Here is a 24,941-nt window from a genome sequence, read left to right as displayed (position 1 = left end):
GGACATGACCCTGCCGATGGTGCCGAGCGCCTTCGTCTCCGGTGATCCGATCGCCATCATCAACGAGATCCTGAAGATCAGCTCGACCTCGGCGCAGATGACCGCCGACATGGGACGCAACTTCCTGCAGAAGCTCGGCATCCTCAAGCCCGCCGACACCGGGATCACCAACGGCGCCATCCCGCGGGTCTACGGCCGTCAAGCCTCGGAGTACGTCATCCAGCGTGCGATGAAGCAGATGGGGGTGCCGTACTCCTGGGGCGGCGGCAACGCCGCCGGTGCCAGCCGTGGCATCGACTCCGGTGCCGGAACCGTCGGTTTCGACTGCTCCGGACTGATCCTGCACGCCTTTGCCGGAGTCGGGATCAAGTTGCCGCACTACTCGGGTTCGCAATACAACATGGGCCGCAAGGTCCCGTCCGCGGAGATGCGGCGCGGTGACGCCATCTTCTACGGACCCGGTGGCAGCCAGCACGTCGCCCTGTACCTGGGCAACGGGCAGATGCTCGAAGCGCCGTACACCGGCTCGCACGTCAAGATCTCACCGGTGCGAACCAGCGGAATGACACCGTACGCCGTCCGCTACATCGAGTACTGACCGATTTGAGATACAGAAATTGGGTTCAAACCATATGCGTAACAGGCTTTTCCGCATACTGAAACCAGTTGTCATGGCGCTCGTCGCGATGGCGGTTGCGGTGGGTGCGGCGATGCCCGCGGCAGCTGACCCCGACGACGGACAGTGGGACCCCACGCTGCCGAAACTGATCAGCTCCGGGGCGCCGGGAGACCCGCTGGCCATCGCCAACGCCTCACTCCAGGTGACCGCCCAAGCCACGCAGGCGACGATGGATCTCGGTCGCAAATTCCTGTCCACCATCGGCCTGGCGCCCAGCAGTGCGCCGGCGGGCGTCGCGCCCGGACGGGTTCGCGGCCCGCAGGCCATCGAGTATGCGATCCGCCGCGGCGGCACCCAGATTGGCGTCCCCTACTCCTGGGGCGGCGGCAAACCGACCGGTCCCAGTACCGGCGTGGACTCGGGCGCCAACACCGTCGGTTTCGACTGCTCGGGATTCACCCAGTTCGCTTTTGCCGGGGTGGGAGTGCTGATCCCCAAGTACTCCGGTGACCAGTACAACGCCGGCCGCAAGATCCCGCAGTCCCAGGCCAAACGAGGCGATCTGCTGTTCTGGGGTCCCGGCGGCAGCCAGCACGTCGCCATCTTCCTGGGCAACGGACAGATGCTGGAGTCCTCCGGCAGCGCGGGCAAGGTCACGGTCAGCCCGTTGCGCACCGCCGGCCTCCAGCCCTACCTGGTGCGCGTCATCGAATCCTGAGCACCGGGGCCGGTGATACCCGGTCCCCGGGGGACACTCGCCGGCGCGATAGTTCGCTGCCGCCGCGGCGCGCGGGGTGGTGCACGTCGACGGATCCCGAACCGCCTGGAATAGTTGAGTCGAGCGCGTACCTGCCGGTCACCCGACAAGTGCCGCGTGCCGTTTTGTAGCACTGCCGTTTTAGTAACAGCTGTGGAGGATTGTCGATGACGTCACCAGGTGGGTCGCCCAACTACACGCCGGGAAGTGCCCCCGGCGCCCATGCGGCCCCGCCGTCGAGTGGTGCCCCGGCGCCCGCCGGGCAGTCCCCGGGCGGGGCCCCGAACAGCCTCGCCGCCGAGGTACACACCCTGGAGCGGGCGATCTTCGAGGTCAAGCGCATCATCGTCGGCCAGGACCAGCTGGTGGAACGTATCCTCGTCGGCCTGCTCGCCAAGGGGCACGTGTTGCTCGAAGGTGTGCCCGGCGTCGCCAAGACCCTGGCCGTCGAGACATTCGCCAAGGTCGTCGGCGGCACGTTCGCGCGCATCCAGTTCACGCCCGACCTGGTGCCCACCGACATCATCGGTACCCGGATCTACCGTCAGGGCCGGGAAGAGTTCGACATCGAGCTCGGACCCGTCGTGGTCAACTTCCTGCTCGCCGACGAGATCAACCGCGCCCCGGCGAAGGTGCAGTCGGCGCTGCTGGAGGTCATGGCCGAGCGCAAGATCTCGATCGGTGGCAAGACCTATCCGCTGCCCAAGCCGTTCCTTGTGATGGCCACCCAGAACCCGATCGAAAACGAGGGCGTCTACCCGCTGCCCGAAGCGCAGCGGGACCGCTTCCTGTTCAAGATCAACGTCGACTATCCCTCTCCGGAGGAAGAGCGCGAGATCATCTACCGCATGGGCGTCACCCCGCCCACGCCCAAGGGCATTCTCAACCCGGGTGACCTGATGCGTCTGCAGGACCTGGCGGCCAACAACTTCGTCCACCACGCGCTGGTCGACTATGTGGTGCGCGTCATCACCGCCACCCGCCACCCCGAACAGTTCGGCCTCGCCGACGTCAAGTCGTGGATCGCCTTCGGTGCTTCACCGCGCGCCTCGCTGGGCATCATCGCCGCCGCTCGTGCGCTGGCCCTGGTGCGTGGCCGCGACTACGTGATCCCGCAGGACGTCATCGAAGTCATTCCCGATGTGCTGCGGCACCGCCTGGTACTGACCTACGACGCGCTGGCCGACGAGATCTCCCCGGAGACCGTGATCAACCGCATCCTGCAGACCGTGGCCTTGCCGCAGGTGAATGCCGTTCCGCAGCAAGGGCATTCGGCGCCCCCGGTGATGGCTCCCCAGTCGGCTGCCCAGGCCCAGGCCCCGGCGGCGGCTGGCGGTCGGTGAGCGACCCGCATCCTGTCGTCCCGCCGTCGTTCCAGCGCGGCGAGATCGGCGACCCGAAACTCGCGGCGGCGCTGCGCACGCTCGAGCTGACCGTCCGCCGAAAACTCGACGGGGTTCTGCACGGTGACCACCTCGGCCTGATCCCCGGTCCGGGCTCCGAGCCCGGTGATTCGCGGATGTACCAGCCCGGCGACGATGTGCGGCGGATGGACTGGTCGGTGACCGCACGTACCCAGGTACCTCACGTCCGGCAGATGATCGCCGACCGGGAGCTGGAGACCTGGCTGGTGGTCGATATGTCCGCCAGCCTGGATTTTGGCACCACCGGGTGTGAGAAGCGTGACCTCGCAGTCGCGGCAGCCGCGGCGATCACCTTCCTCAACAGTGGCGGCGGTAACCGGCTGGGCGCCATCATCGCCAACGGCGACAGCATCATTCGGGTACCGGCGCTATCGGGTCGCCAGCATGAGCAGAGCCTGCTTCGGGCGATCGCCACCGCACCGAGGGCCCCGCAGGGAGTCCGCGGTGACCTGGCTGCCGCGATCGACGCGCTGCGCCGCCCGGAACGCCGGCGGGGGATGGCGGTTGTCATCAGCGACTTCCTGGGGCCCGTCAACTGGATGCGCCCGTTGCGCGCCATCGCAGCGCGACACGAAGTGCTCGGGGTCGAGGTGCTGGATCCGCGTGACGTCGAACTACCCGATGTCGGCGACGTGATCCTGCAGGACACCGAATCCGGTGTGACCCGTGAATTCACCATCGACCACCAGCTGCGCGACGATTTTGCCCAGGCGTCGGCCGCGCACCGCGCCGAGGTGGACCGCACCCTGCGCCGCTGTGGTGCGCCGCTGTTGACATTGCGCACCGACCGGGACTGGATCGCCGACATCGTGCGGTTCGTGGCCTCCCGCCGGCGCGGCGCCATGGCTGGACGGCAGTGACCCCGGACCCCATGCGATGACAGCCAGACACGAAACGAGATGACTGAGTTCCTATGACGTTGCCGCTGCTCGGACCGATGTCGCTGTCGGGTTTCGAACATCCGTGGTTCTTCCTGTTCTTCATCGTGATCGCCGCGCTGGTGGCGTTGTACGTCGTGGTGCAGCGGGCCCGCGAGAGGCGGGTCCTGCGCTTTGCCAACATGGAGTTGCTCGAGACGGTGGCGCCCAAGCGGCCCACCCGCTGGCGGCACCTCCCGGCGATCGCGTTGATCACCTCGCTGTCGCTGCTGACCATCGCGATGGCCGGCCCCACCCACGACGTCCGGATCCCGCGCAACCGTGCGGTGGTGATGCTGGTGATCGACGTGTCCCAGTCGATGCGGGCCACCGACGTGTCACCCAGCCGGCTCGTCGCCGCCCAGGAAGCGGCCAAGCAGTTCGCCGATCAGTTGACCCCCGGTATCAACCTGGGCCTGATCGCCTACGCGGGTACCGCCACCGTGCTGACCTCGCCGACCACCAACCGCGAAGCCACCAAGAACGCCATCGACAAGCTGCAGTTGGCCGACCGCACCGCCACCGGTGAGGGCATCTTCACCGCCCTGCAGTCGATCGCCACCGTCGGCGCCGTCATCGGTGGCGGGGACGAGCCGCCGCCGGCCCGCATCGTGCTGATGTCCGACGGCAAGGAAACCGTGCCGTCGAACCCGGACAACCCCAAGGGGGCGTTCACGGCGGCGCGTACCGCCAAAGACCAGGGGGTGCCGATCTCGACGGTGTCCTTCGGCACGCCGTACGGCTATGTCGAGATCAACGACCAGCGCCAACCGGTGCCCGTCGACGACGAGATGCTGAAGAAGATCGCCGACCTCTCCGGTGGCAGCGCCTACACCGCGTCCAGCCTGGAACAGCTCAAGGAGGTGTTCACCTCGCTGCAGGAGCAGATCGGCTACGAGACGATCAAGGGTGACGCCAGCGTGGGCTGGCTGCGGCTGGGGGCACTGGCGCTGGCTGTCGCCGCACTGGCGTCGTTGCTGATCAACCGTCGTCTGCCAGGTTGAGTTGTCCCGGCGAGCAGACACAAACTCGCGTCACCAGCGCCAAAAACACCCGAGTTTGTGTCTGCTCGCGGACGACATACGGGTGCGCCGGATTTCAACGAACGACAGGCCAGACGATAAGTTGACCATCATGACCGACACTGCTGCAGCTGACTCAGCTGGCCTTGCCGACGGCGGCAAACCCTCCTTCGTGTCCCGATCCGTGCTGGTGACGGGCGGTAACCGGGGGATCGGACTGGCGATCGCGCAGCGTCTGGCCGCCGACGGGCACAAGGTCGCCGTCACCCACCGGGGATCCGGAGCCCCCGACGGACTCTTCGGCGTCGAGTGTGACGTCACCGACAACGAGGCCGTCGACCGCGCCTTCACCGAGGTCGAGGCGCACCAGGGGCCGGTCGAAGTGCTGGTCTCCAACGCCGGCATCTCCCAGGATGCCTTCCTGATGCGGATGACCGAGGAACGCTTCGAGAACGTCATCAACGCAAACCTCACCGGGGCGTTCCGGGTGACCCAGCGGGCCTCACGCAGCATGCAGCGCAACCGGTTCGGTCGCATCATCTACATCGGATCGGTGTCCGGCACCTGGGGTATCGGCAACCAGGCCAACTACGCCGCGGCCAAGGCCGGGCTGATCGGCATGGCCCGCTCCATCTCCCGGGAGCTGTCCAAGGCCGGCGTCACCGCGAACGTGGTGGCACCGGGCTACATCGACACCGAGATGACCCGTGCCCTCGACGAGCGAATCCAGAAGGGCGCCCTCGACTTCATCCCGGCGAAGCGGGTCGGCACCGCCGAGGAGGTCGCCGGAGCGGTCAGCTTCCTGGCATCCGAGGACGCCGGCTACATCGCCGGTGCGGTGATCCCGGTCGACGGCGGCATGGGCATGGGTCACTGACCCAGGACGCTCGGTTCACCGAAACGTCCCTTGAACTCTGTTCCCTGAAAAAGGAGTCAGCACAATGACAGGCTTTCTCGAAGGCAAGCGCATCCTCGTCACGGGGATCATCACCGACTCGTCCATCGCGTTCCACATCGCCAAGGTCGCCCAGGAGGCCGGCGCGGAACTGGTGCTGACCGGCTTCGACCGGATGAAGCTGATCCAGCGCATCGCCGACCGGCTGCCGAACCCGGCGCCCTTGCTGGAACTCGACGTGCAGAACGAAGAGCACCTGGCAACGCTGGCCGATCGGGTCACCGAGGTCATCGGTGCGGGCAACAAACTCGACGGCGTGGTGCACTCGATCGGCTTCATGCCGCAGACCGGAATGGGTGTCAACCCGTTCTTCGATGCCCCCTATGAGGATGTCGCCAAGGGCATCCACATCTCGGCCTACTCGTACGCCTCGCTGGCCAAGGCCGTGCTCCCGGTGATGAACGCCGGCGGCGGCATCGTCGGTATGGACTTCGATCCGACGCGCGCGATGCCCGCGTACAACTGGATGACGGTCGCCAAGAGCGCGCTGGAATCGGTGAACCGGTTTGTTGCACGTGAGGCCGGAGCGGTCGGTGTTCGCTCCAACCTGGTTGCCGCCGGTCCCATCCGGACGCTTGCCATGAGCGCCATCGTCGGCGGTGCGCTGGGTGACGAGGCGGGTGCGCAGATGCAGCTGCTCGAACAGGGCTGGGATCAGCGGGCCCCGCTGGGCTGGAACATGAAGGACCCGACACCGGTGGCCAAGACCGTGTGTGCCCTGCTGTCGGACTGGCTGCCCGCCACCACCGGCACCATCATCTACGCCGACGGCGGCGCCAGCACCCAGCTGCTCTGACAGCAAGGTCTGCCATGGATTTTGATGCGGTCCTGCTGCTGTCGTTCGGCGGGCCGGAGGGGCCGGAGCAAGTCATGCCCTTCCTCGAGAACGTCACCCGAGGCCGGGGTATCCCGCGGGAACGCCTCGAAGCTGTTGCCGAGCACTATCAGCACTTCGGTGGTGTCTCGCCGATCAACGGGATCAACCGTGCCCTGATCGAGCAGCTTCGGGCGGTCACCGACCTGCCGGTGTACTTCGGCAACCGCAACTGGGAACCATTTGCCGAAGACACCGTTGCAACCATGCACGACAACGGGATCGGCCGGGCCGCGGTGTTCGCCACCTCCGCGTGGGGCGGTTACTCCGGCTGTGCGCAGTACCAGGAGGACATCACCCGCGCACGTGCGGCCGTCGGTACATCGGCGCCGCAACTGGTCAAGCTGCGCCAGTACTTCGACCACCCGTTGTTTGTCGAGATGTTCGCCGACGCGATCGCCGAGGCGGCCGCCACCCTGCCCGAAGAGCTGCGCGCCGAGGCGCATCTGGTGTTCACCGCGCACTCGATCCCGCTGCGGGCGGCCTCGCGCTGCGGCCCCGATCTCTATGAGCGCCAGGTCGGGTACGCCTCGCGACTGGTGGCCGCTGCCGCCGGTTACACCGAGGTGGACCTGGTCTGGCAGTCCCGGTCGGGTCCGCCGCAGGTGCCGTGGCTGGAACCCGATGTCGGCGACCATCTGGACGCACTGGTCGCCCGCGGCGTCAAGGCCGTGATCGTCTGCCCGATCGGTTTTGTGGCCGACCACATCGAGGTGGTGTGGGATCTGGACAACGAACTCGCCGAGCAGGCCGACGCGGCAGGAGTGGCGCTGGCCCGGGCGAAGACACCCAACGCCCAGCCTCGCTTCGCCCAGTTGATCGTCGATCTGATCGACGAACTGAAGCTGGGTCGCGAGCCGGCCAGAGTTCTTGGTCCAGAACCGGTTCCGGGTTACGGCTGCAGCGTCGACGGCGCGTTCTGCACCCCGGGCTGTGAGCCTGCGGTCAGTGCTCCCACGCAGAGTTCAGGATCGCGCTGACGGCTGCCAGCCGTGCCGAACGGACCACCTGACCCAGCGGGCGCAGGGCGTCATTGGCGATCTGCACCTCGGATGACGACTGGGTCGAGATCGGCATCAGGCCGGCGCTGACGGTCATGATGGCGTCCACGTGGGCGGCGTTGTCGAGCACCCGCAGCGCCCGCGTCGGGGCGTGATCGGGTGCCAGGTGGCCGCGCCCAGACTCGAGGACCTGTTCGACCATGCCGCGCGGGTCTGCCACGTCGACCCCGGCGCCGCCGGCCCGCAGCGCCGAGAGTGCCTCCGCGGCCGAGCGAACCGCCGCCCGCAGCTCGTATTCGGCTTGCCCCAAGTCGATGTACTCCATCACCGGTGGGGTCGGCAGCGAGTACACGGTCCACGCCAACCGGCACACTTCGGGAACGGCGTCGAGGTCGTCAGCGGAGCTGAAGTCGAAGCCGTCGCCGTCGTCGTACTCGAAATCGGGGACCAGGCCGACGGGGTTGCCGCGTTCCGATCGCACGATCACCGCCTCTCCGGCCTCCAGTGCTTCCCGCTGCAGTGTGGTGCCTGCGGGCAAGCCGCGGACATCGCCGGGGACCGGAAGCGTCAGGCTCAGCGGCGGCTGCGGGAAGGGCCGGGACCCGGCGGCGGTACGCAGCGTCTGCAGCAGCGAGACCGCGCCCGCATCGTTGACATCCGGCCACGGCAGACCGGTACTGCCGGCGGCCACAGAGTCGTAGGCGGTCACCGAATGCTTTGGGGCCCATTGGGATAGTGCATCGAGAACGTCGTCGGGCGCGGCTTTTCCAGCGAGCCAGGCATTGGCCCACAGAGACAGGGAAACACTTGGGCACCACATGATGGTGGAAGTGTAGTTGCTGGATCCGGGCGCAGCCCGACACCATGCGCCGGACACGGTGAATCGTGACGGTGACCACGGGCCGGGCGCCGGCGCGGCCGCCATCTGGCCGCGACGCGTTACCCTGGCGGTATGCCTGCAGCCCTGATCTGGCTTGTTGTCGCGCTGGGGCTCGCCGGTGCCGAGGCGCTGACCGGTGACATGTTCCTGCTGATGCTCGGTGGGGGCGCGCTGGCCGCCGCGGGGACGGCAGCGGTGTTCGACTGGCCCATCTGGGCGGATGGCGTTGTCTTCCTGATCGTGTCGGTGCTGTTGCTGCTCCTGGTGAGGCCCGCCCTGCGCAGGCGGTTCACGATCACGGCCCCGCTGGAGTCCGGGATGGCGGCGCTGGAAGGCAAACCTGCGCTGGTACTGGACCAGGTCAGTGAGCACGGCGGCCAGGTGAAGTTGGAGGGCGAGGTCTGGACGGCCCGTCCGCTCAACGAACACGATGTGTACGAACCCGGGGACCACGTGACCGTGATGCACATCGACGGTGCCACCGCAGTGGTCTGGAAGAACGCCTGACACTAAGGAGGAAGCCCCATGGACGGTGCCATAGCCGGCCTGGTACTACTCGCGGTTCTGGTTCTTTTGGCGGTCATCATCGTCGCCAAATCCGTGACGCTCGTGCCGCAAGCCGAAGCCGCGGTGATCGAGCGGCTGGGCCGCTACAGCCGAACCATCAGCGGCCAATTGACATTGTTGGTGCCCTTCATCGATCGGGTGCGCGCCAAGGTCGATCTTCGTGAACGGGTGGTGTCCTTTCCGCCGCAGCCGGTGATCACCGAGGACAACCTGACCCTGAACATCGACACGGTTGTCTACTTCCAGGTCACCAGTCCGCAGGCGGCGGTATATGCGATCAGCAACTACATCGTCGGTGTCGAGCAGCTGACCACCACCACCCTGCGCAACGTGGTCGGTGGTATGACGCTGGAGCAGACGCTGACCTCGCGGGACCAGATCAACGCCGCCCTGCGCGGGGTGCTCGACGAGGCCACCGGCAAGTGGGGGCTGCGGGTCGCGCGGGTGGAGCTGCGCTCCATCGACCCGCCGCCGTCGGTGCAGGAGTCGATGGAAAAGCAGATGAAGGCCGACCGCGAGAAGCGGGCGATGATCCTCACCGCCGAGGGCGTGCGGGAATCGTCGATCAAACAGGCGGAGGGGCAAAAGCAGTCACAGATCCTGGCCGCCGAAGGTGCCAAACAGGCGGCGATCCTGGCCGCGGAAGCCGACCGGCAGTCCCGCATGCTGCGGGCCCAGGGAGAGCGAGCCGCTCAGTACCTGCAGGCGCAGGGACAGGCCAAGGCCATCGAAAAGACCTTCGCCGCGATCAAGGCGGGCCGGCCGACACCGGAGCTCCTGGCCTACCAATATCTGCAGACGTTGCCCCAGATGGCCAAGGGGGAAGCCAACAAGGTCTGGGTGGTGCCCAGTGATTTCGGTTCTGCGCTGCAGGGATTCACCAAGATGCTCGGCGCGCCGGGAGAGGACGGGGTGTTCCGCTACACGCCGTCGCCGGTCGAAGAGGGCCTCGGCAGCCCAGAGGACGATTCCGAGGAGGTCAAGGATTGGTTCACCACCCAAACCGATCCGGAGATCGCCCGGGCCGTGGCCAAGGCCGAAGCCGATGCCCGCGGCACGTCGGCGACCGCGGTGGTCCCGCCGTCGCTGCCGGCCTCCGTTCAGGCCCAGCTGCAGCAGACCGATACCCGCGTTCCGGAGTTCCCGCGGCCGGACCCGTCATCCAGCGGCGCGCACCGGTCGCCCTGACCTGACCCGACCGGGGTCGCCGGTCAGCCGGTGACCGCGGTCGTCGACGGTGTTTGGCTGTCCTCGGGTTCGGCCGCCGCGGGCGCCGGGTGTGCTTTGCGGTGCTGACGGGTCTCGTAGTAGAGGCCGGCGAGGCCCAGGGCCGCGGTGACCACCGAGATCAGCACCAGCAGCGGATTGATGCTGCCGGTCAGCGCATCGCCGAGCACGACGACGGCCATGGTGCCCGGCAGCAGGCCCACCAGGGTCGCCAGGGTGTAGGGGAACAGCCGCACCGCGGAGGCGCCGGCGGCGTAGTTGAGCACCGAGAACGGGACCGCCGGGATCAGCCGCAACGACAAGATCGCCGGCCAGCCCCGTCGGCGGAGCCGCGTGTCGAGGGAATTGATCGCCGGATGGCTCACCAGCTTGTTGAGCTGCCAACCGGCCGCCCGAACCAACAGCACGGCGAGCAGTGCGCTGATGGCGCTGGCGGTGACCGCCAGGGCGACGCCCAGTGCCGGTCCGAAGAGCAGGCCCGCGGCCAGTGTGAATGCGGTCCGTGGGAAGGGGAAGACGGTGACCACCACGTGGGCTCCGAAAAAGGCCACCGGGAACCAGGGGCCCACCGACGTTGCCCAGTCGCGGAGCTGGACGGCATTCGGCAGCGGAACCAGGATCACGAGTGCGACGAGAATCACAGCGACAATCGCTGTGGTCACCAGGCGCAGTTTCGGGATCTGCCGGGCTGTTGCGATGACCGCGGAGCGCACACCGCGCAACGTGCGCAGACTGGGTTTGGCCACGGCAAACAACACTACGGCTTGTCGACGACAACCGGTGTAGACGGCATGTAGATGACGTGGTTCGCCGATGACAGGGGTGTCATCGGACGTGATGGCCATCATTTAGCCTGAGGGTTCGAGTGGCGGGCCACACCTACAGCCAGTGTGGTCGTGAAAGCAGGAGTTGCCGGTGTCCCGAGAGACCTCAGTTGTGTCCGCTGATGCCAGCGTGCTGGAAGATGCCCGCTCCCGCTGGCGAAGCGCGGTGGCGGGGGTGCTGGCAAAAAGCACCCGCCGTGATGTCGCGGACCTGCCCGCCGAACCGGAACGGTTGCTGGACTCCGGCACCTACGAAGGTTTCCCGGTGCGACCGCTCTACACCGCGCTCGACGCGCTTCCCGAGCCGGCGCTTCCCGGCCAGTGGCCCTACATCAGGGGCGGTGATGCGACCCGCGATGTGCTCTCCGGATGGAAGGTGCTCGAGACCTTCCCGCTCGCCGGCCAGGTTGTCGGCGACGGTAACTCCGCGGTCCTGACCGCGCTGGGCGACGGAGTGAGTGGACTTGTCCTGCGGGTCGGAGCCGACGGGGTTCCCGCCGACCAGGTGGACCGCCTGCTCGAGGGGGTGTACCTGGAGCTGGCTCCGGTGGTGGTGGATGCCGGCGCCGATTACGTGGCCGCAGCACACGCCGTCACCGCACTGGTCGCCGCACTGCCCGAGGAAAAGCGGCCCACGCTGTCCATCGACCTCGGTGCCGACCCGCTGACCGCAGCGCTGTGTGGCCTGCCGGCACCGACCCTGCCGGAAGTGGTGTCGGTGGCCGGCGGCCTGGCCGACTACCACGGTTCGGTGCGGGCGGTGACGGTGGACGGCCCGGCGCTGCACGGCTTGGGAGCCAGCGCCGGCTGGGAGCTGGCGGGTTCGATCGCCGCCGCGGTGGAATACGTCCGGGCGCTGGTCGACGGCGGGTTGTCCGTGCCGGATGCCCTGCGCCAGATAAGTTTTCGCTTCGCTGCAGACGACGACCAATTCATGACGATCGCCAAGCTGCGGGCGGCGCGCCAACTGTGGGCACGTGTGGCCGAAGTGGCAGGAGCCCCGGACGCGGGTGCGGCGACGGTACATGCGGCCACTTCACTGGCGATGATGGCGCAGCGCGACCCGTGGGTGAACATGCTGCGATGCACATTGGCTGCGTTCGGTGCCGGGGTCGGGGGAGCCGATACCGTGCTGGTCCATCCGTTCGACGTGGCCATCCCCGGTGGCGCGTCCGGCGTCTCGCAGACCTTTTCGCGGCGGATCGCCCGAAACACCCAGTTGTTGCTGTTGGAGGAATCCCACCTGGGGCGGGTCCTGGATCCGGGGGCCGGGTCCTGGTTCATCGAGGACCTCACCCGGGAACTCGCCGAGCAGGCGTGGGCCAATTTCCAGTCGGTGGAGGCACGCGGGGGTTTCACCGCGGCCCGTGACCACCTGTGCGAGCAGATCAGGGAGGTCGCTGCGCGCCGTAGCGACGACATCGCACATCGCCGCACCGCGGTGACCGGCGTCAACGAGTTCCCCAATCTCGGTGAGCCACCGTTGGCGCAGACCGATGCGCTGCCCGGGATCGCCCGTTACGCGGCCGGATTCGAGGCCCTGCGCAACCGCTCCGATGCCTATCTCGACAAGTTCGGTACCCGCCCCCAGGTCCTGTTGTTGCCCTTGGGTCCGCTGGCGGAGCACAACATCCGGACCACCTTCGCCGCGAACCTCCTGGCCTCCGGCGGTATCGAGGCCGTGAACCCGGGCCCGGTCGACGCGGCCGGAGTTGCCGAGGCGGTGACACACGCGGGGTCGCCGACGGTGGCGGTGATCTGCGGTACCGACGCCCGCTACGGCGCCGAGGCTTCCGCGATGGTCGAAGCGGCGCACGCCGCGAAGGTCGAGCATGTCTGCCTGGCCGGCCCGGAGAAGGCGGCGGCAGAGGCCACTCATCGCCCCGACGAATTCCTGACCGCAAAAATCAATGCGGTCGAGACACTTTCAGCACTGCTCACGAGATTGGGGGCCTGAGACATGACTGTGTCCAATGTCGCCGGGGAACCGGCATCGGCTGCACCCTCGCACACGATCGAGAGTTTTGCCGACGTTCCGTTGTACGGAGACGGGTCGTCGGCACCGGCCAGCGGCGCTGCGGTCGATGACCTGGTGGCCACCGCGGCCGCCGCCCACGGTTACACGAGTGAGCAGCTGACCTGGACAACACCGGAAGGCATCGACGTCAAACCGGTCTTTGTCGCCGCCGACCGCGATGCGGCGGTCGCCGACGGCTATCCGGTGGACAGCTTCCCGGGGGAGCCGCCGTTCATCCGCGGCCCGTACCCGACGATGTACGTCAACCAGCCGTGGACCATCAGGCAGTACGCCGGCTTCTCCACCGCCGCGGAATCCAATGCGTTCTACCGTCGCAACCTGGCGGCCGGCCAGAAAGGTCTGTCGGTGGCCTTCGACCTGGCCACCCACCGCGGCTACGACTCCGACCACCCGCGGGTGCAGGGTGACGTCGGGATGGCCGGCGTGGCCATCGATTCCATTCTGGACATGCGCCAACTGTTCGACGGTATCGATCTGTCGTCGGTGTCGGTGTCGATGACCATGAACGGCGCGGTGCTGCCGATCCTGGCGCTGTACGTGGTGGCCGCCGAGGAGCAGGGAGTGCCGCCGGAGAAGCTGGCCGGGACGATCCAGAACGACATCCTCAAAGAGTTCATGGTTCGTAACACCTACATCTATCCGCCGAAGTCGTCGATGCGGATCATCTCCGACATCTTCGGCTACACCAGTGTGAAAATGCCCAAGTTCAACAGCATTTCGATCTCGGGCTACCACATCCAGGAGGCGGGAGCCACTGCCGATCTGGAGCTCGCGTACACGCTGGCCGACGGGGTCGAGTACATCAAGGCGGGCCTCGACGCCGGCCTGGACATCGACAAGTTCGCTCCCCGGCTGTCGTTCTTCTGGGGTATCGGGATGAACTTCTTCATGGAGGTCGCCAAGCTGCGCGCCGGCCGGCTGTTGTGGAGTGAGCTGGTCGCCGAGTTCAGCCCGAAGAGCGCCAAATCGCTGTCGTTGCGGACCCATTCGCAGACCTCGGGTTGGTCGTTGACGGCCCAGGATGTCTTCAACAACGTCGCCCGTACCTGCATCGAGGCCATGGCGGCGACGCAGGGCCACACCCAGTCGCTGCACACCAATGCACTCGACGAGGCGTTGGCGCTGCCCACCGACTTCTCCGCGCGAATCGCCCGTAACACCCAGTTGGTGCTCCAGCAGGAATCCGGGACCACCCGCCCCATCGACCCGTGGGGTGGGTCGTACTACGTCGAGTGGCTGACCCACCAGCTGGCCACCGCGGCCCGGATGCACATCGGGGAGGTGGTGGCGCACGGCGGGATGGCGCAGGCGATCAGCGAAGGCATCCCGAAGCTGCGGATCGAAGAGGCCGCTGCACGCACCCAGGCGCGTATCGATTCCGGTGCCCAGACCGTGATCGGTGTGAACAAGTACCGGGTGGTCGAGGACCAGGAGATCGAGGTCCTCAAGGTCGAGAACAGCCGGGTACGCACCGAGCAGCTCGCCAAGTTGGATCGGTTGCGTGCCGAACGCGACGAGTCGGCCACCCAGGCCGCGCTTGCCGAATTGACCAGGGCCGCAGGGGTTCACGAGGCGGCCGGGGAAGACGGTCTGGGGAACAACCTGATGGCACTGGCCATCAACGCCGCGCGAGCCAAGGCGACGGTCGGGGAGATCTCCGATGCGCTGGAGAAGGTCTACGGTCGTCATGTGGCCGAGATCCGTACCATCTCGGGGGTGTATCGGGACGAGGCTGGAAGCGGTGGAAACATCACAAGCGCAATCGAACTCGTCGAGAAGTTCGCCGAAGCCGACGGCCGACGCCCTCGTATCCTGATCGCCAAGATGGGCCAGGACGGCCATGACCGCGGCCAGAAGGTGATCGCCACCGCGTTTGCCGATATCGGCTTCGACGTCGACGTCGGCTCGCTGTTCTCCACTCCCGAGGAGGTGGCCCGCCAGGCCGCCGACAACGACGTGCACGTCGTCGGGGTGTCCTCGCTGGCGGCCGGGCATCTGACCTTGGTGCCCGCATTGCGTGACGCGCTCGCCGAGGTCGGTAGGCCCGACATCATGGTGGTGGTGGGTGGTGTCATCCCTCCGGGAGACTTCGACGAACTGTACGAAGCGGGAGCCACTGCCATTTTCCCGCCGGGAACGGTGATCGCCGATGCCGCGATCGGCCTGCTGCACAAGCTCGCCGACCGACTGGGCTATGACCTGAATTAAATGGCCGGCATACCTGCTCCGTCGGTAACCGAGATCGCCGCGGCTCTGCGTCACGGTGATCGGTCAGCTCTGGCACGGGCGATCACCCTTGTCGAGTCCACGCGTGCCGACCATCGTGACAAAGCCCAGGAACTGCTACTGGAAGTCATGCCCGATGCCGGCAGTGCCATGCACGTCGGCATCACCGGAGTTCCCGGGGTGGGCAAGTCGACGTCCATCGAGGCGCTCGGCATGCACCTCATCGAGCAGGGGCACCGGGTGGCGGTGTTGGCCGTCGACCCGTCCTCGACTCGGACCGGCGGGTCGATTCTCGGTGACAAGACCCGGATGGCCAGGCTCGCGGTGCACCCGGATGCCTATATCCGGCCGTCGCCGACATCGGGAACGTTGGGTGGCGTGGCCAAGGCCACCCGCGAGACCATCGTGTTGCTCGAAGCCGCTGGTTTCGACGTGATCCTGGTGGAGACCGTGGGGGTGGGGCAGTCGGAGGTTGCGGTTGCCAACATGGTCGACACGTTTGTGTTCCTCACCTTGGCCCGCACCGGCGATCAATTGCAGGGCATCAAGAAGGGTGTGCTCGAGCTCGCCGACATCGTGGTGGTCAACAAGGCCGACGGAAACCACGCACTCGAAGCCAAGAAGGCGGCGCGGGAGTTGGCGGGAGCGATCCGGCTGATCTATCCCCGGGACTCGGCGTGGGTACCGCCGGTGTTGACGATGAGCGGATTGGAAGGCACCGGCCTGGCCGAGCTGTGGCAGACGGTGTGCAAGCACCGGAAGGTGTTGACCGACGCCGGACAGTTCGAGGCGCGTCGCCGTGCCCAGCAGGTGGACTGGACGTGGTCGATGGTGCGCGACACCGTTCTGGACCGGGTGTTGGCCCATCCCGAGGTCCGTCGGATCAAATCGGATGTGGAACGTCAGGTTCGCGACGGCGAGTTGACGCCGGCGCTGGCCGCTCAGCAGATACTCGACGCCGCCGGCGGGACCCACGAATCCGGATAGCTGTCCGTCACAGAGCTGTAACGCGCATATCCGTCCAGGCCGGCTGCTGGGTAAATTGGTTAGTGTGACTCAACTAACTGTTCGGGAGCGCGGCGTGGCGCTTCCGAAGGGGGTCCACGGCGCCGCGGATCCCAACTTCGCCCATGCGGTGCGCAGCTTTGCGAGCTTGTTTCCGGGGCGTCGCTTCGGTGGTGGGGCGCTTGCGGTGTATCTGCACGGCGAGCCGGTGGTCGATGTGTGGACCGGATGGGCCGACCGTCGCGGACGGGTGCCGTGGACTGCGGATACCGGTGCGATGGTGTTTTCCGCGACCAAAGGTATGGCTTCGACGGTCATTCACCGACTCGCCGACCGGGGGCTGATCGACTACGACGCGCCGGTCGCCGAATATTGGCCGGATTTCGGGGCGGGTGGCAAAGCTGACATCACGGTGCGGGAGGTGATGGCACACCGCGCCGGTTTGTCGCAGCTCAACGGGGTCACGCGGGCGGATCTGCTGGATCACCTGAAGATGGAGCAGGTGATGGCGGCCGCACCGGCGACGGGGTTGCGTGGCAAGCCCGCCTATCACGCCCTCACCTACGGGTGGCTGCTGTCCGGTCTGGCGCGGTCGGTGACCGGTCTTGGCATGCGCACTCTGTTCCGGCAGGAACTTGCGGAACCGCTCGACACCGACGGGTTGTATCTGGGGCGGCCGCCTGCGGGGTCGGCCACTCGTAACGCCGAGATCATCGGGCCGCAGCTCAATCTGCAGAACCCCCTGTTCAATGCGGTGGCACCGCGGGTCGCCACGATCCAGCGCTCGGCGATCTTCGGTGCGATGTACTTCCCTGGGATGAAGGCGATGGTGCAGGGGGACATCCCGCTACTGGACGCGGAGCTGCCGTCGGCCAATGCGGTGGCTACGGCGCGGGCGCTGGCCAGGATGTATGGCGCGATTGCCAACGGTGGTGAGGTCGGTGACGCTCGGCCGGGCAGTCGGTTCCTGTCCGGTGCGAGGGTGGCGACGTTGTCGGGCGCGCCCAGCCTGGAGCCCGATCGGGCCATCCTGCTGCCGCTGGCTTTCCATTTGGGGTACCACGCGTTGCCTCTACCTGGGGTTATGCCCGGTTTTGGGCATGTTGGCCTCGGTGGTTCGCTGGGATGGGCGGTGCCCCGGCTCGGGTTGGCGTTCAGTTTTGTGCACAACCGGTTGTTGACCCCGTTCATGGTCGCTGACCAGGCCGGATTCGTTGCGACGGCGGCGTTGGTGCGGCGTGGCGCGGCCTCGGCGCGGGCACGGGGATATCGGCCGGTCTCAGGTTTCGGCGCGCAATATCCGGCGGAATCCACACCGGCTGCGGGTTAGCTCGTGCCGGCGCCCCGGTGGAAGTGAGCCCCGATACAGCGGTAGATAGATGTACCACGGGTGTGCCTGCGACGCCGGTATGCCCCCGTACGCCTCGGACAACGGGTATTGTCATTGAGAAGTGCTGAGGTGCAACAGAATTCAGCTATTGAGCGGCCATTTCGCTGAGAATTTCCTGAGTTTGCTCGTTGACTTTTTGGAGTTTGCCAGCCGCAAAAGCATTCCGAGTCGTCGTTATTGTTCTCGGGATTGCCCAAATGGCAACGCTGTGAATCTCTTGTGTATTGGTTGCCAGGCGTGGGTGCTAGCCAGGCGCCGTCGAGAATTCCGGTGGTGCCGGTTCGGCCCCCTCGTTTTCCCAGCGACAACGGGGGTGTTCAGTCGGTCCGACACATTTTCGCGATTTCGCCGTGTCCCATCCGTAATCAAAAACAGGCAAAATATTTGCGGCATCGACTATTTGCTAGAAATTTACGCAGCGAAAGTTTTGGTCACGGATGTCCGAACAAATTATATAACGGCGACGTAAATTCGCAGAAATCATGCAGGTAGGCCGACTTTATTAGTTGATTCAGCAAATCTCGCGGGCCTCGTGTAGTGTTCCGGCGGCGGAACCTGGATCGGCAGGCGGCGACACGGCTTTGCTCGATATTTTGCACAGGCGTCAGTCGGACCGGTTAAGCTTCCGGCTCACACGCCAAACTCAGGAAAATTTCAGGTACACCCAAGGGGATGAGCGACCGAAGTAGATCGGAAGACGTGGAGATAGGGAGGGGCCACGTCAACGGCAATCGGTCGAGCTTCTGGATTCAGCGCGGAAGAGGTTGGATTACGTGGTAGACGCAGCAGTCACTCCCGTGGCGGTCATCGGCATGGCATGCCGGTTGCCGGGCGGGATCGATTCGCCGCAGCGACTGTGGGAAGCCCTCATGCGGGGCGACGACCACGTCACAAAGGTCCCGATCGACCGCTGGGACGCTGAGGAGTACTACGACCCCGAACCCGGCGTGCCCGGACGATCGGTCTCCAAGTGGGGTGCCTTCCTCGACGACATCGCTGGTTTCGATGCCGACTTCTTCGGTATCAACGAGCGCGAGGCCACCGCGATCGATCCGCAGCACCGCCTCCTCATGGAGACGGCCTGGGAGGCCGTCGAACACGCCGGTATCGACCCCGCGACGCTCAACGACAGCCTCGCCGGCGTCTTCGTCGGGATGACACACGGGGACTACCAACTCCTGGCCGCCGATGCTCATGCGGTTGAGGGGCCGTACGGATTCACCGGCAACAACTTCAGCCTGGCCTCCGGCCGGATCGCCTACCACCTCGGTGTGCACGGGCCGGCCTACACCGTCGACTCCGCGTGCTCGTCCAGCCTGCTGGCCATCCACATGGCCTGCCGCAGCCTGCACGACGGCGAGAGCGACCTCGGCCTGGCCGGCGGCGTCTCGGTGATGCTGGAGCCCAGGAAGATGGCATCCGGCTCTGCGCAGGGAATGCTGTCGCCGACCGGGAAGTGCCACGCGTTCGACGTCGCCGCTGACGGGTTCGTCTCCGGCGAAGCCAGCGTGATGTTCCTGCTGAAGCGGCTCGACGACGCCCAGCGCGACGGGGACCGCATCCTCGGCATCATCCGCGGCACCGCCAGCAACCAGGACGGCCATACCGTCAACATCGCGACGCCGTCGCGTCCTGCGCAGGTCACCGTTTACCGGAACGCGCTGCGGGCCGGTGGCATCGACCCGGCAACCGTCACCATGATCGAGGCGCACGGCACCGGAACCCCGGTCGGTGACCCGATCGAGTTCGCCAGCCTGGCCGAGGTCTACGGCACCGCCGGGCCCGTCGCCCTGGGGTCGGCCAAGACCAACTTCGGTCACGGACAGTCCGCCTCCGGCGCGGTCGGTCTGATGAAGGCGCTGCTGTCGCTGCAGCACGGTGTGGTTCCACAGAACCTGCACTTCGAACAACTGCCCGACGAAATGGCGCAGATCGACACCGCGCTGTTCGTGCCGCAGAGCGCGGTGCCGTTCCCGGGTGACGGCCAGGGGCCGCGCCGGGCCGCGGTGTCCGCCTACGGCCTGTCCGGCACCAACGTGCACGCCGTCGTGGAGCAGGCCCCCGCCGAAGAGGCGCCTCGCACCGTCTCCGGTGACACCGACGTCGATCCCGCCGCATCCCGGCCGTCGGCCCTGCTGTTCCCTATCTCGGCCACCTCGGCCGAGGAGCTGCGCCGCACCGCGGGCCGGCTGGCCGAATGGGTCTCGGAGCGCGCGCGGGGCAACGCCCGGGCCACCGACCTCGAACTCGAGGACCTGGCCTACACGCTGGCACGCAGGCGCTCACACCGTTCGGTGCGCACCGCGGTACTGGCCGCCGACCACGAAGAGCTGATCAAGGCGCTACGTGAGATCGCCGACGGCGACACCCCGTATCAGGCCGCCGTCGCCAAGGATTCCCGCGGCCCGGTCTGGGTGTTCTCCGGTCAGGGATCACAGTGGGGTGGCATGGGGCGGGCGCTGCTGGCGTCCGAACCGGTGTTCGCCGCCACCATCGCCGAGCTCGAACCACTGATCCAGCGCGAATCGGGGTTCTCGGTCACCGAGGCGATGTCGGCCGACGAAAAAGTCACCGGCATCAACCAGGTGCAGCCGACGATTTTTGCTCTGCAGGTGGCCATGGCCGCCACCATGAAGGCCGCCGGCGTCCTTCCCGGCGCGGTGATCGGCCACTCGATGGGGGAGGCTGCCGCCGCAGTCGTCGCCGGAGCGCTGTCGCTGGAAGACGGCGTGAAGGTGATCTGCCGCCGCTCGAACCTGATGGCGACCATCGCCGGCTCGGGCGCGATGGCATCGGTGGAGCTGCCGGCCAAGCAGGTGCTGTCCGAACTGGCCGCGCGCGGAGTGCGTGACGTGGTCCTCGCGGTGGTCTCCTCGCCGCAGTCGACCGTGGTCGGCGGCGCCAAGGAGTCGATCCGTGAGCTCGTGGACCACTGGGAGCAACGTGGGGTGATGGCGCGCGAGGTGGCTGTCGACGTGGCGTCCCACTCACCGCAGGTCGACCCGATCCTCGACGACCTCACCGAGGCCCTCGACGACCTCGAGCCGATGGAGCCGACGGTTCCCTACTACTCGGCCACGCTCTACGACCCGCGCGATCCCGCCGACTACGACGCCTACTACTGGTCTGACAACCTGCGCCATGCGGTGCGGTTCTCGGCGGCAGTGCAAGCGGCGTTGGAGGACGGTTTCCGGGTGTTCGGCGAGCTGTCGCCGCACCCGCTGCTGACCTATGCCGTCGAACAGACCGCACGCGGTCTCGACATCCCGCTGGCCGCGCTGGCCGGGATGCGACGTGAACAAGAGCTGCCCAACGGTCTGCGAGGCTTCCTGGCAGATCTGCATTCCGCGGGTTCCGCGGTGGACTTCGCCGTCCAGTACCCCGACGGCCGGCTGGTCGATGCACCGCTGCCGACGTGGACCAAGGTGCAGTTGATCCTCACCCGGGACAGCCAGGAGCAGGCTGCCGGCGGTTCCAGCGTCGCGGTGCACCCGCTGCTGGGCGCTCATGTGCGGCTGCCGGAGGAGCCTGAGCGTCACGTTTGGCAGGCCGACATCGGCACCACCGCTCAGCCGTGGCTCGGCGACCATCAGGTACACAACGTCGGTGCCCTCCCGGGCGCGGCGTACTGCGAGATGGCGTTGGCCGCGGCGACAACCGTCCTCGGCGAGCTCTCCGAGGTCCACGACATCGTGTTCGAGCAGATGCTGCTGCTCGAGGACGAGTCACCGATCTCGGTGGTGGCCGAGGTGAAGACCCCGGGAGTCGTCGACCTGGTGGTCGAGACCTACGCCGACGGAGAACAGGTCCGGCGGGCCTCGGCCCGGCTCCACGGTGCAGGCGAGGCAGTCAGCACGCCGGGTCCGTATGACATCGACGCTCTGGTGGCTGCTCATCCGCAGCGCATCGAGGGTTCCGATATGCGGGACTGGTACGCCGAGCGCGGCATCCAGTACGGCCCGGCGTTCAGTGGCCTGGTGGCCGCCAGCACCGCCGACACCGACTCGAGCGCGACTGTGCTGGCTGAGGTGTCGCTACCTGGCTCCATCCGCTCCCAGCAGGGTGCGTATGCGATCCACCCGGCACTGCTGGATGCCTGCTTCCAGGCGGTGGGCGCTCATCCCGACCTGCACGCCGACACCACCGGCACCCTGATGTTGCCGCTGGGTGTGCGACGGCTGCGGGCCCACGCGTCCACCCGCAACGCTCACTACTGCTACGTCACGCTCACCAGCGCAACCCCCACCGCGGTGGAAGCGGACATCGAGGTCCTCGACGAGCACGGCGCAGTGCTGCTGACCGTCACCGGTCTTCAGTTGGGGACCGGGATGTCGGCGACCGGACGCCAGGAGCGGGTGCTCAAGGAGCGGCTCCTGACCGTCGACTGGCGCCAGAACGAGCTGCCCGAGCCCGAAAGCGTCGACGCCGGCCGCTGGCTGCTGGTCGGTATCACCGACGCGGCCGCAGCCTCCGTCACCGCGTTGGCGACCGAGCTGACCGGCAACGGCGCCGAGGTCAGCACGCTGTCGTGGACCGCAGCCGCCGACCACTCGGCGCTGGCCGAGACACTGCGGGACCGGCTCTCGGCCGAACCGCACGCCGGCGTGGTTGTGGTGACCGGTCTCGGTGATGGTGCCGACGGCTCCTCCGCGGCGCGTGGGGCCGAGCACGTCCGTGCCCTGGTGCGGATTGCCCGGGAACTGCCCGAGATCGCCGGTGAACCCGCCCGCTTGTTCGTGGTGACCCGCAACGCCCAAACCGTCGTCGCCGACGACGTGACGAACCTGGATCAGGCCGGACTACGGGGCCTGATGCGGGTGATCGGGATGGAGCATCCGGGCCTGCAGGCCACTCAGATCGATCTGGACGAAGCCACCGGCATCAGCTCGGTGTCGGCACAGCTGCTGTCCGGTTCGGACGAAGACGAGACGGCATGGCGGGACGGCGATTGGCATGTCGCGCGACTCAACCTGACTCCGCTGCAGCCCGAGGAGCGCCTCACCACCGTCGTCGACCACAAGACCGACGGGGTCCGGCTGCAGATCCGGGTGCCCGGCGATCTGGAAACACTCGAACTGGCCGCTTTCGATCGGGTGGCGCCGGGTCCGGGGCAGATCGAGGTCTCGGTTGCGGCTTCCAACCTCAACTTCGCCGACGTGCTGGTCGCCTACGGCCGGTACCCGAGCTTCGAGGGCCGGCTGCCGCAACTCGGCGCCGACTTCGCCGGCGTTGTGACCGCCGTCGGTCCCGGGGTCACCGACCACAGTGTCGGCGATCGGGTGGCCGGTATCTCGGCCAACGGTGCGTGGAGCACGTTTGTCACCTGTGATGCCAACCTGGCCGTGACACTGCCTGACGACCTGCCCGAAGAGCGGGCCGCAGCAGTGCCCAGCGCACACGCGACCGCCTGGTACAGCCTGCACCACCTGGCCCGGATCGAGGCGGGCGACAAGGTGCTGATCCACTCGGCGACCGGCGGTGTCGGTCAGGCTGCAGTGGCCATCGCCAAGGCCGCCGGCGCGGAGATCTTCGCCACCGCGGGCAGTCCCGATAGGCGAAAGCTGTTGGGCGACTGGGGCATCAAGCATGTCTACGATTCGCGTAGCACCGACTTTGCCGACCAGATCCGGGCAGACACCGACGGCTACGGCGTCGACATCGTGCTCAACTCGCTGCCCGGTGCCGCACAGCGTGCGGGTCTGGAGCTGCTGTCCTTCGGCGGCAGGTTCCTCGAGATCGGCAAACGCGACATCTACGGTGACACCAAGATGGGCCTGTTCCCGTTCCGCCGCAATCTGTCGTTCTACGCGGTGGACCTGGCGCTGCTCACCCTCACAAACCCGGGTGTCACCCGGAAGCTGATGCAGACGGTGTTCGAGAAGATCGCCGACGGCACCTTGCCGATGCCCGAGACCACCCACTTCCCGCTGCGGGACGGTGCCACCGCGATCCGCGTGATGGGTGCTGCCGGCCACACCGGCAAGCTCGTCCTGGACGTGCCACACACCGGTACCAGCAGCGCGGTCGTGCCGCCGGAGAACGCCACCGCGGTGCGTCCCGACGGTGCCTACATCATCACCGGCGGCCTGGGCGGGCTCGGACTCTTCCTGGCCGAGAAGCTGGCGGCCGCCGGTTGTGGGCGGATCGTGCTCAACGGGCGGTCGGCGCCCAGCGCCGAGGCACAGGACGTGATCGAGCGCATCCGTCGCACCGGCACCGAGGTCGAGGTGACCCGCGGCGACATCGCCGACGCGGACACCGCCCGCCGGCTCGTCGAGGCGGCGACCGCAACGGGGATGTCCCTGCGCGGTGTGCTGCACGGCGCGGCCGTTGTCGAGGACGCGACGCTGGCCAACATCACCGATGAGCTCATCGATCGTGACTGGGCCCCCAAGGTGTACGGCGCCTGGCACCTGCACGAAGCAGTCCAGGGGCAGGAGCTGGACTGGTTCTGTTCGTTCAGTTCGGCGGCGGCCATGGTCGGCTCGCCGGGGCAGGGCGCGTACGCGGCGGCCAACAGTTGGCTGGACGGTTTCACCCGCTGGCGGCGTGCGCAGGGCCTACCGGCCCACGCCATCGCCTGGGGTGCCTGGGCCGAGATCGGCAAGGGTCAGGCGATGGCCGAAGGTGGCGCCGACGACGGGGCCATGGCGATCGCACCGGACGACGGGGCATACGCCTTCGATGCGCTGTTGCGTCACAACCGTGCCTACACCGGTTATGCACCGGTGGCGGGCACACCGTGGTTGGCGGCGTTCGCGCAGACCAGCAAGTTCGCCGAGTCGTTCGCGGCCATCGGTCAGAACCGGAGCGGCACCAGTGCGTTTCTGACCGAGCTGCACGAGCTGCCGCTGGAGGAATGGCACGCCCGGCTGCGCCGGCTCATCTCCGATCAGATCGGTCTGGTGTTGCGCCGGTCCGTGGATCCTGATCGGCCGCTGGCCGAGTACGGTCTGGACTCGCTCGGTGTCCTCGAGGTTCGCACCAAGATCGAAACCGAAACCGGTGTCCGCATCGGGTCGACGGACATCACCACGGTGCGGGGGTTGGCTGAGAGACTCTATGACGAGTTGGCGGCCGACCGCACCGGCGAAGCGGCCTCCGAGGCAGCAACTGAGACCGCAACCGCGGCGACGTAATACCCGAGCAGTTTGAATCGATGTACTCGCCGGGCGCGGCGCACAAACGAAAAGCACACGACGGAAGCACAGGGAG

The 24,941-nt window shown here is 67.1% G+C and carries 17 protein-coding genes; 15 read left to right on the top strand and 2 right to left on the bottom strand.

All coding sequences use genetic code 11. The features are described from left to right. The 8 genes from WBB07_RS03655 to WBB07_RS03620 all read left to right on the top strand — a co-directional run. Nucleotides 1-598, top strand: a 598-nt coding sequence (locus WBB07_RS03655; RefSeq protein ID WP_526304863.1) for an NlpC/P60 family protein, incomplete at its 5' end; no start/stop codon positions are given. 34 nt (nt 599-632) lie between these two features. Further along, the gene (gene ripB, locus WBB07_RS03650; protein ID WP_526304861.1) at nt 633-1,337 is read left to right on the top strand and encodes an NlpC/P60 family peptidoglycan endopeptidase RipB; all 705 of its coding nucleotides are present in this window, start codon (nt 633-635) and stop codon (nt 1,335-1,337) included. A 206-nt stretch (nt 1,338-1,543) separates the two neighbouring features. Beyond that, entirely contained in the window at nt 1,544-2,719 is a 1,176-nt protein-coding gene (gene moxR1, locus WBB07_RS03645) for a chaperone MoxR1 (RefSeq protein WP_526304859.1), read from the top strand. Beyond that, the gene (locus tag WBB07_RS03640) at nt 2,716-3,660 is read left to right on the top strand and encodes a DUF58 domain-containing protein (protein WP_526304857.1); all 945 of its coding nucleotides are present in this window, start codon (nt 2,716-2,718) and stop codon (nt 3,658-3,660) included. The genes moxR1 and WBB07_RS03640 overlap by 4 nt, the downstream gene beginning before the upstream one ends. Nucleotides 3,661-3,713: 53 nt before the next feature. Next, entirely contained in the window at nt 3,714-4,721 is a 1,008-nt protein-coding gene (locus WBB07_RS03635; protein ID WP_526304855.1) for a vWA domain-containing protein, read from the top strand. A gap of 130 nt (nt 4,722-4,851) precedes the next feature. Further along, nucleotides 4,852-5,616, top strand: a complete 765-nt coding sequence (gene fabG1 / locus WBB07_RS03630; protein WP_526304853.1) for a 3-oxoacyl-ACP reductase FabG1 — start codon at nt 4,852-4,854, stop codon at nt 5,614-5,616. A gap of 64 nt (nt 5,617-5,680) precedes the next feature. Then, a complete protein-coding gene (inhA, locus tag WBB07_RS03625; RefSeq protein ID WP_526304851.1) occupies nt 5,681-6,490 on the top strand; it encodes an NADH-dependent enoyl-ACP reductase InhA in 810 nt (269 codons plus the stop codon). 14 nt (nt 6,491-6,504) lie between these two features. Further along, nucleotides 6,505-7,548 carry a ferrochelatase gene (locus WBB07_RS03620; RefSeq protein WP_526304849.1) on the top strand — a complete coding sequence of 348 codons (1,044 nt, stop codon included), beginning with the start codon at nt 6,505-6,507 and terminating at the stop codon, nt 7,546-7,548. Here WBB07_RS03620 and WBB07_RS03615 read toward each other — a convergent pair. Beyond that, nucleotides 7,514-8,389 (bottom strand): Rv1486c family protein, encoded by an 876-nt coding sequence (locus tag WBB07_RS03615; protein ID WP_526304847.1) that lies wholly within the window; start codon nt 8,387-8,389, stop codon nt 7,514-7,516. The two genes, WBB07_RS03620 and WBB07_RS03615, sit on opposite strands and share 35 nt — an antisense overlap. A 132-nt stretch (nt 8,390-8,521) precedes the next feature. Between WBB07_RS03615 and WBB07_RS03610 the strand changes: the two genes are divergently transcribed. Both WBB07_RS03610 and WBB07_RS03605 read left to right on the top strand, forming a co-directional pair. Beyond that, complete coding sequence (locus tag WBB07_RS03610; RefSeq protein ID WP_526304845.1) at nt 8,522-8,956, top strand: NfeD family protein; 435 nt, start codon at nt 8,522-8,524, stop codon at nt 8,954-8,956. Nucleotides 8,957-8,974: 18 nt separating this feature from the next. After that, a complete protein-coding gene (locus WBB07_RS03605; protein ID WP_526304843.1) occupies nt 8,975-10,204 on the top strand; it encodes an SPFH domain-containing protein in 1,230 nt (409 codons plus the stop codon). A 23-nt stretch (nt 10,205-10,227) separates the two neighbouring features. On the opposite strand, the gene WBB07_RS03600 is transcribed toward WBB07_RS03605, so the two are convergent. After that, nucleotides 10,228-11,088, bottom strand: coding sequence for a TVP38/TMEM64 family protein (locus WBB07_RS03600; RefSeq protein WP_526304841.1), 861 nt, complete (start codon nt 11,086-11,088; stop codon nt 10,228-10,230). A gap of 70 nt (nt 11,089-11,158) precedes the next feature. Between WBB07_RS03600 and mutA the strand changes: the two genes are divergently transcribed. The 5 genes from mutA (at nt 11,159) to pks2 (ending at nt 24,865) form a co-directional block, all read left to right on the top strand. After that, entirely contained in the window at nt 11,159-13,024 is a 1,866-nt protein-coding gene (gene mutA / locus WBB07_RS03595) for a methylmalonyl-CoA mutase small subunit (RefSeq protein ID WP_526304839.1), read from the top strand. A gap of 3 nt (nt 13,025-13,027) precedes the next feature. Further along, entirely contained in the window at nt 13,028-15,313 is a 2,286-nt protein-coding gene (gene scpA / locus WBB07_RS03590) for a methylmalonyl-CoA mutase (RefSeq protein ID WP_526304837.1), read from the top strand. Further along, nucleotides 15,314-16,318 (top strand): methylmalonyl Co-A mutase-associated GTPase MeaB, encoded by a 1,005-nt coding sequence (gene meaB, locus WBB07_RS03585; RefSeq protein ID WP_526304835.1) that lies wholly within the window; start codon nt 15,314-15,316, stop codon nt 16,316-16,318. Nucleotides 16,319-16,382: 64 nt separating this feature from the next. Further along, the gene (lipL, locus tag WBB07_RS03580) at nt 16,383-17,666 is read left to right on the top strand and encodes an esterase/beta-lactamase LipL (protein ID WP_526304833.1); all 1,284 of its coding nucleotides are present in this window, start codon (nt 16,383-16,385) and stop codon (nt 17,664-17,666) included. An 833-nt stretch (nt 17,667-18,499) separates the two neighbouring features. After that, nucleotides 18,500-24,865: a sulfolipid-1 biosynthesis phthioceranic/hydroxyphthioceranic acid synthase gene (pks2, locus tag WBB07_RS03575; RefSeq protein WP_526304831.1), complete on the top strand. Its 6,366-nt coding sequence runs from the start codon at nt 18,500-18,502 to the stop codon at nt 24,863-24,865. Nucleotides 24,866-24,941 lie beyond the last annotated feature (76 nt).

This window comes from Mycobacterium sp. (assembly GCF_049647605.1).
Classification (GTDB): Bacteria; Actinomycetota; Actinomycetes; order Mycobacteriales; family Mycobacteriaceae; genus Mycobacterium.
Note: the sequence above shows the minus strand (reverse complement) of the source record. Positions and strands in the feature narration are given on the sequence as shown.

Bases quoted from the DNA above. Each gene is read 5' to 3' on its own strand.
- WBB07_RS03635 (WP_526304855.1), top strand. From the start codon at position 3,714: ATGACGTTGCCGCTGCTCGGACCGATGTCGCTGTCGGGTTTCGAACAT.
- fabG1 (WP_526304853.1), top strand. From the start codon at position 4,852: ATGACCGACACTGCTGCAGCTGACTCAGCTGGCCTTGCCGACGGCGGC.
- ripB (WP_526304861.1), top strand. From the start codon at position 633: ATGCGTAACAGGCTTTTCCGCATACTGAAACCAGTTGTCATGGCGCTC.
- WBB07_RS03620 (WP_526304849.1), top strand. From the start codon at position 6,505: ATGGATTTTGATGCGGTCCTGCTGCTGTCGTTCGGCGGGCCGGAGGGG.
- WBB07_RS03605 (WP_526304843.1), top strand. From the start codon at position 8,975: ATGGACGGTGCCATAGCCGGCCTGGTACTACTCGCGGTTCTGGTTCTT.
- WBB07_RS03610 (WP_526304845.1), top strand. From the start codon at position 8,522: ATGCCTGCAGCCCTGATCTGGCTTGTTGTCGCGCTGGGGCTCGCCGGT.
- moxR1 (WP_526304859.1), top strand. From the start codon at position 1,544: ATGACGTCACCAGGTGGGTCGCCCAACTACACGCCGGGAAGTGCCCCC.
- WBB07_RS03615 (WP_526304847.1), bottom strand. From the start codon at position 8,389: ATGTGGTGCCCAAGTGTTTCCCTGTCTCTGTGGGCCAATGCCTGGCTC.
- meaB (WP_526304835.1), top strand. From the start codon at position 15,314: ATGGCCGGCATACCTGCTCCGTCGGTAACCGAGATCGCCGCGGCTCTG.
- inhA (WP_526304851.1), top strand. From the start codon at position 5,681: ATGACAGGCTTTCTCGAAGGCAAGCGCATCCTCGTCACGGGGATCATC.
- scpA (WP_526304837.1), top strand. From the start codon at position 13,028: ATGACTGTGTCCAATGTCGCCGGGGAACCGGCATCGGCTGCACCCTCG.
- WBB07_RS03600 (WP_526304841.1), bottom strand. From the start codon at position 11,088: ATGGCCATCACGTCCGATGACACCCCTGTCATCGGCGAACCACGTCAT.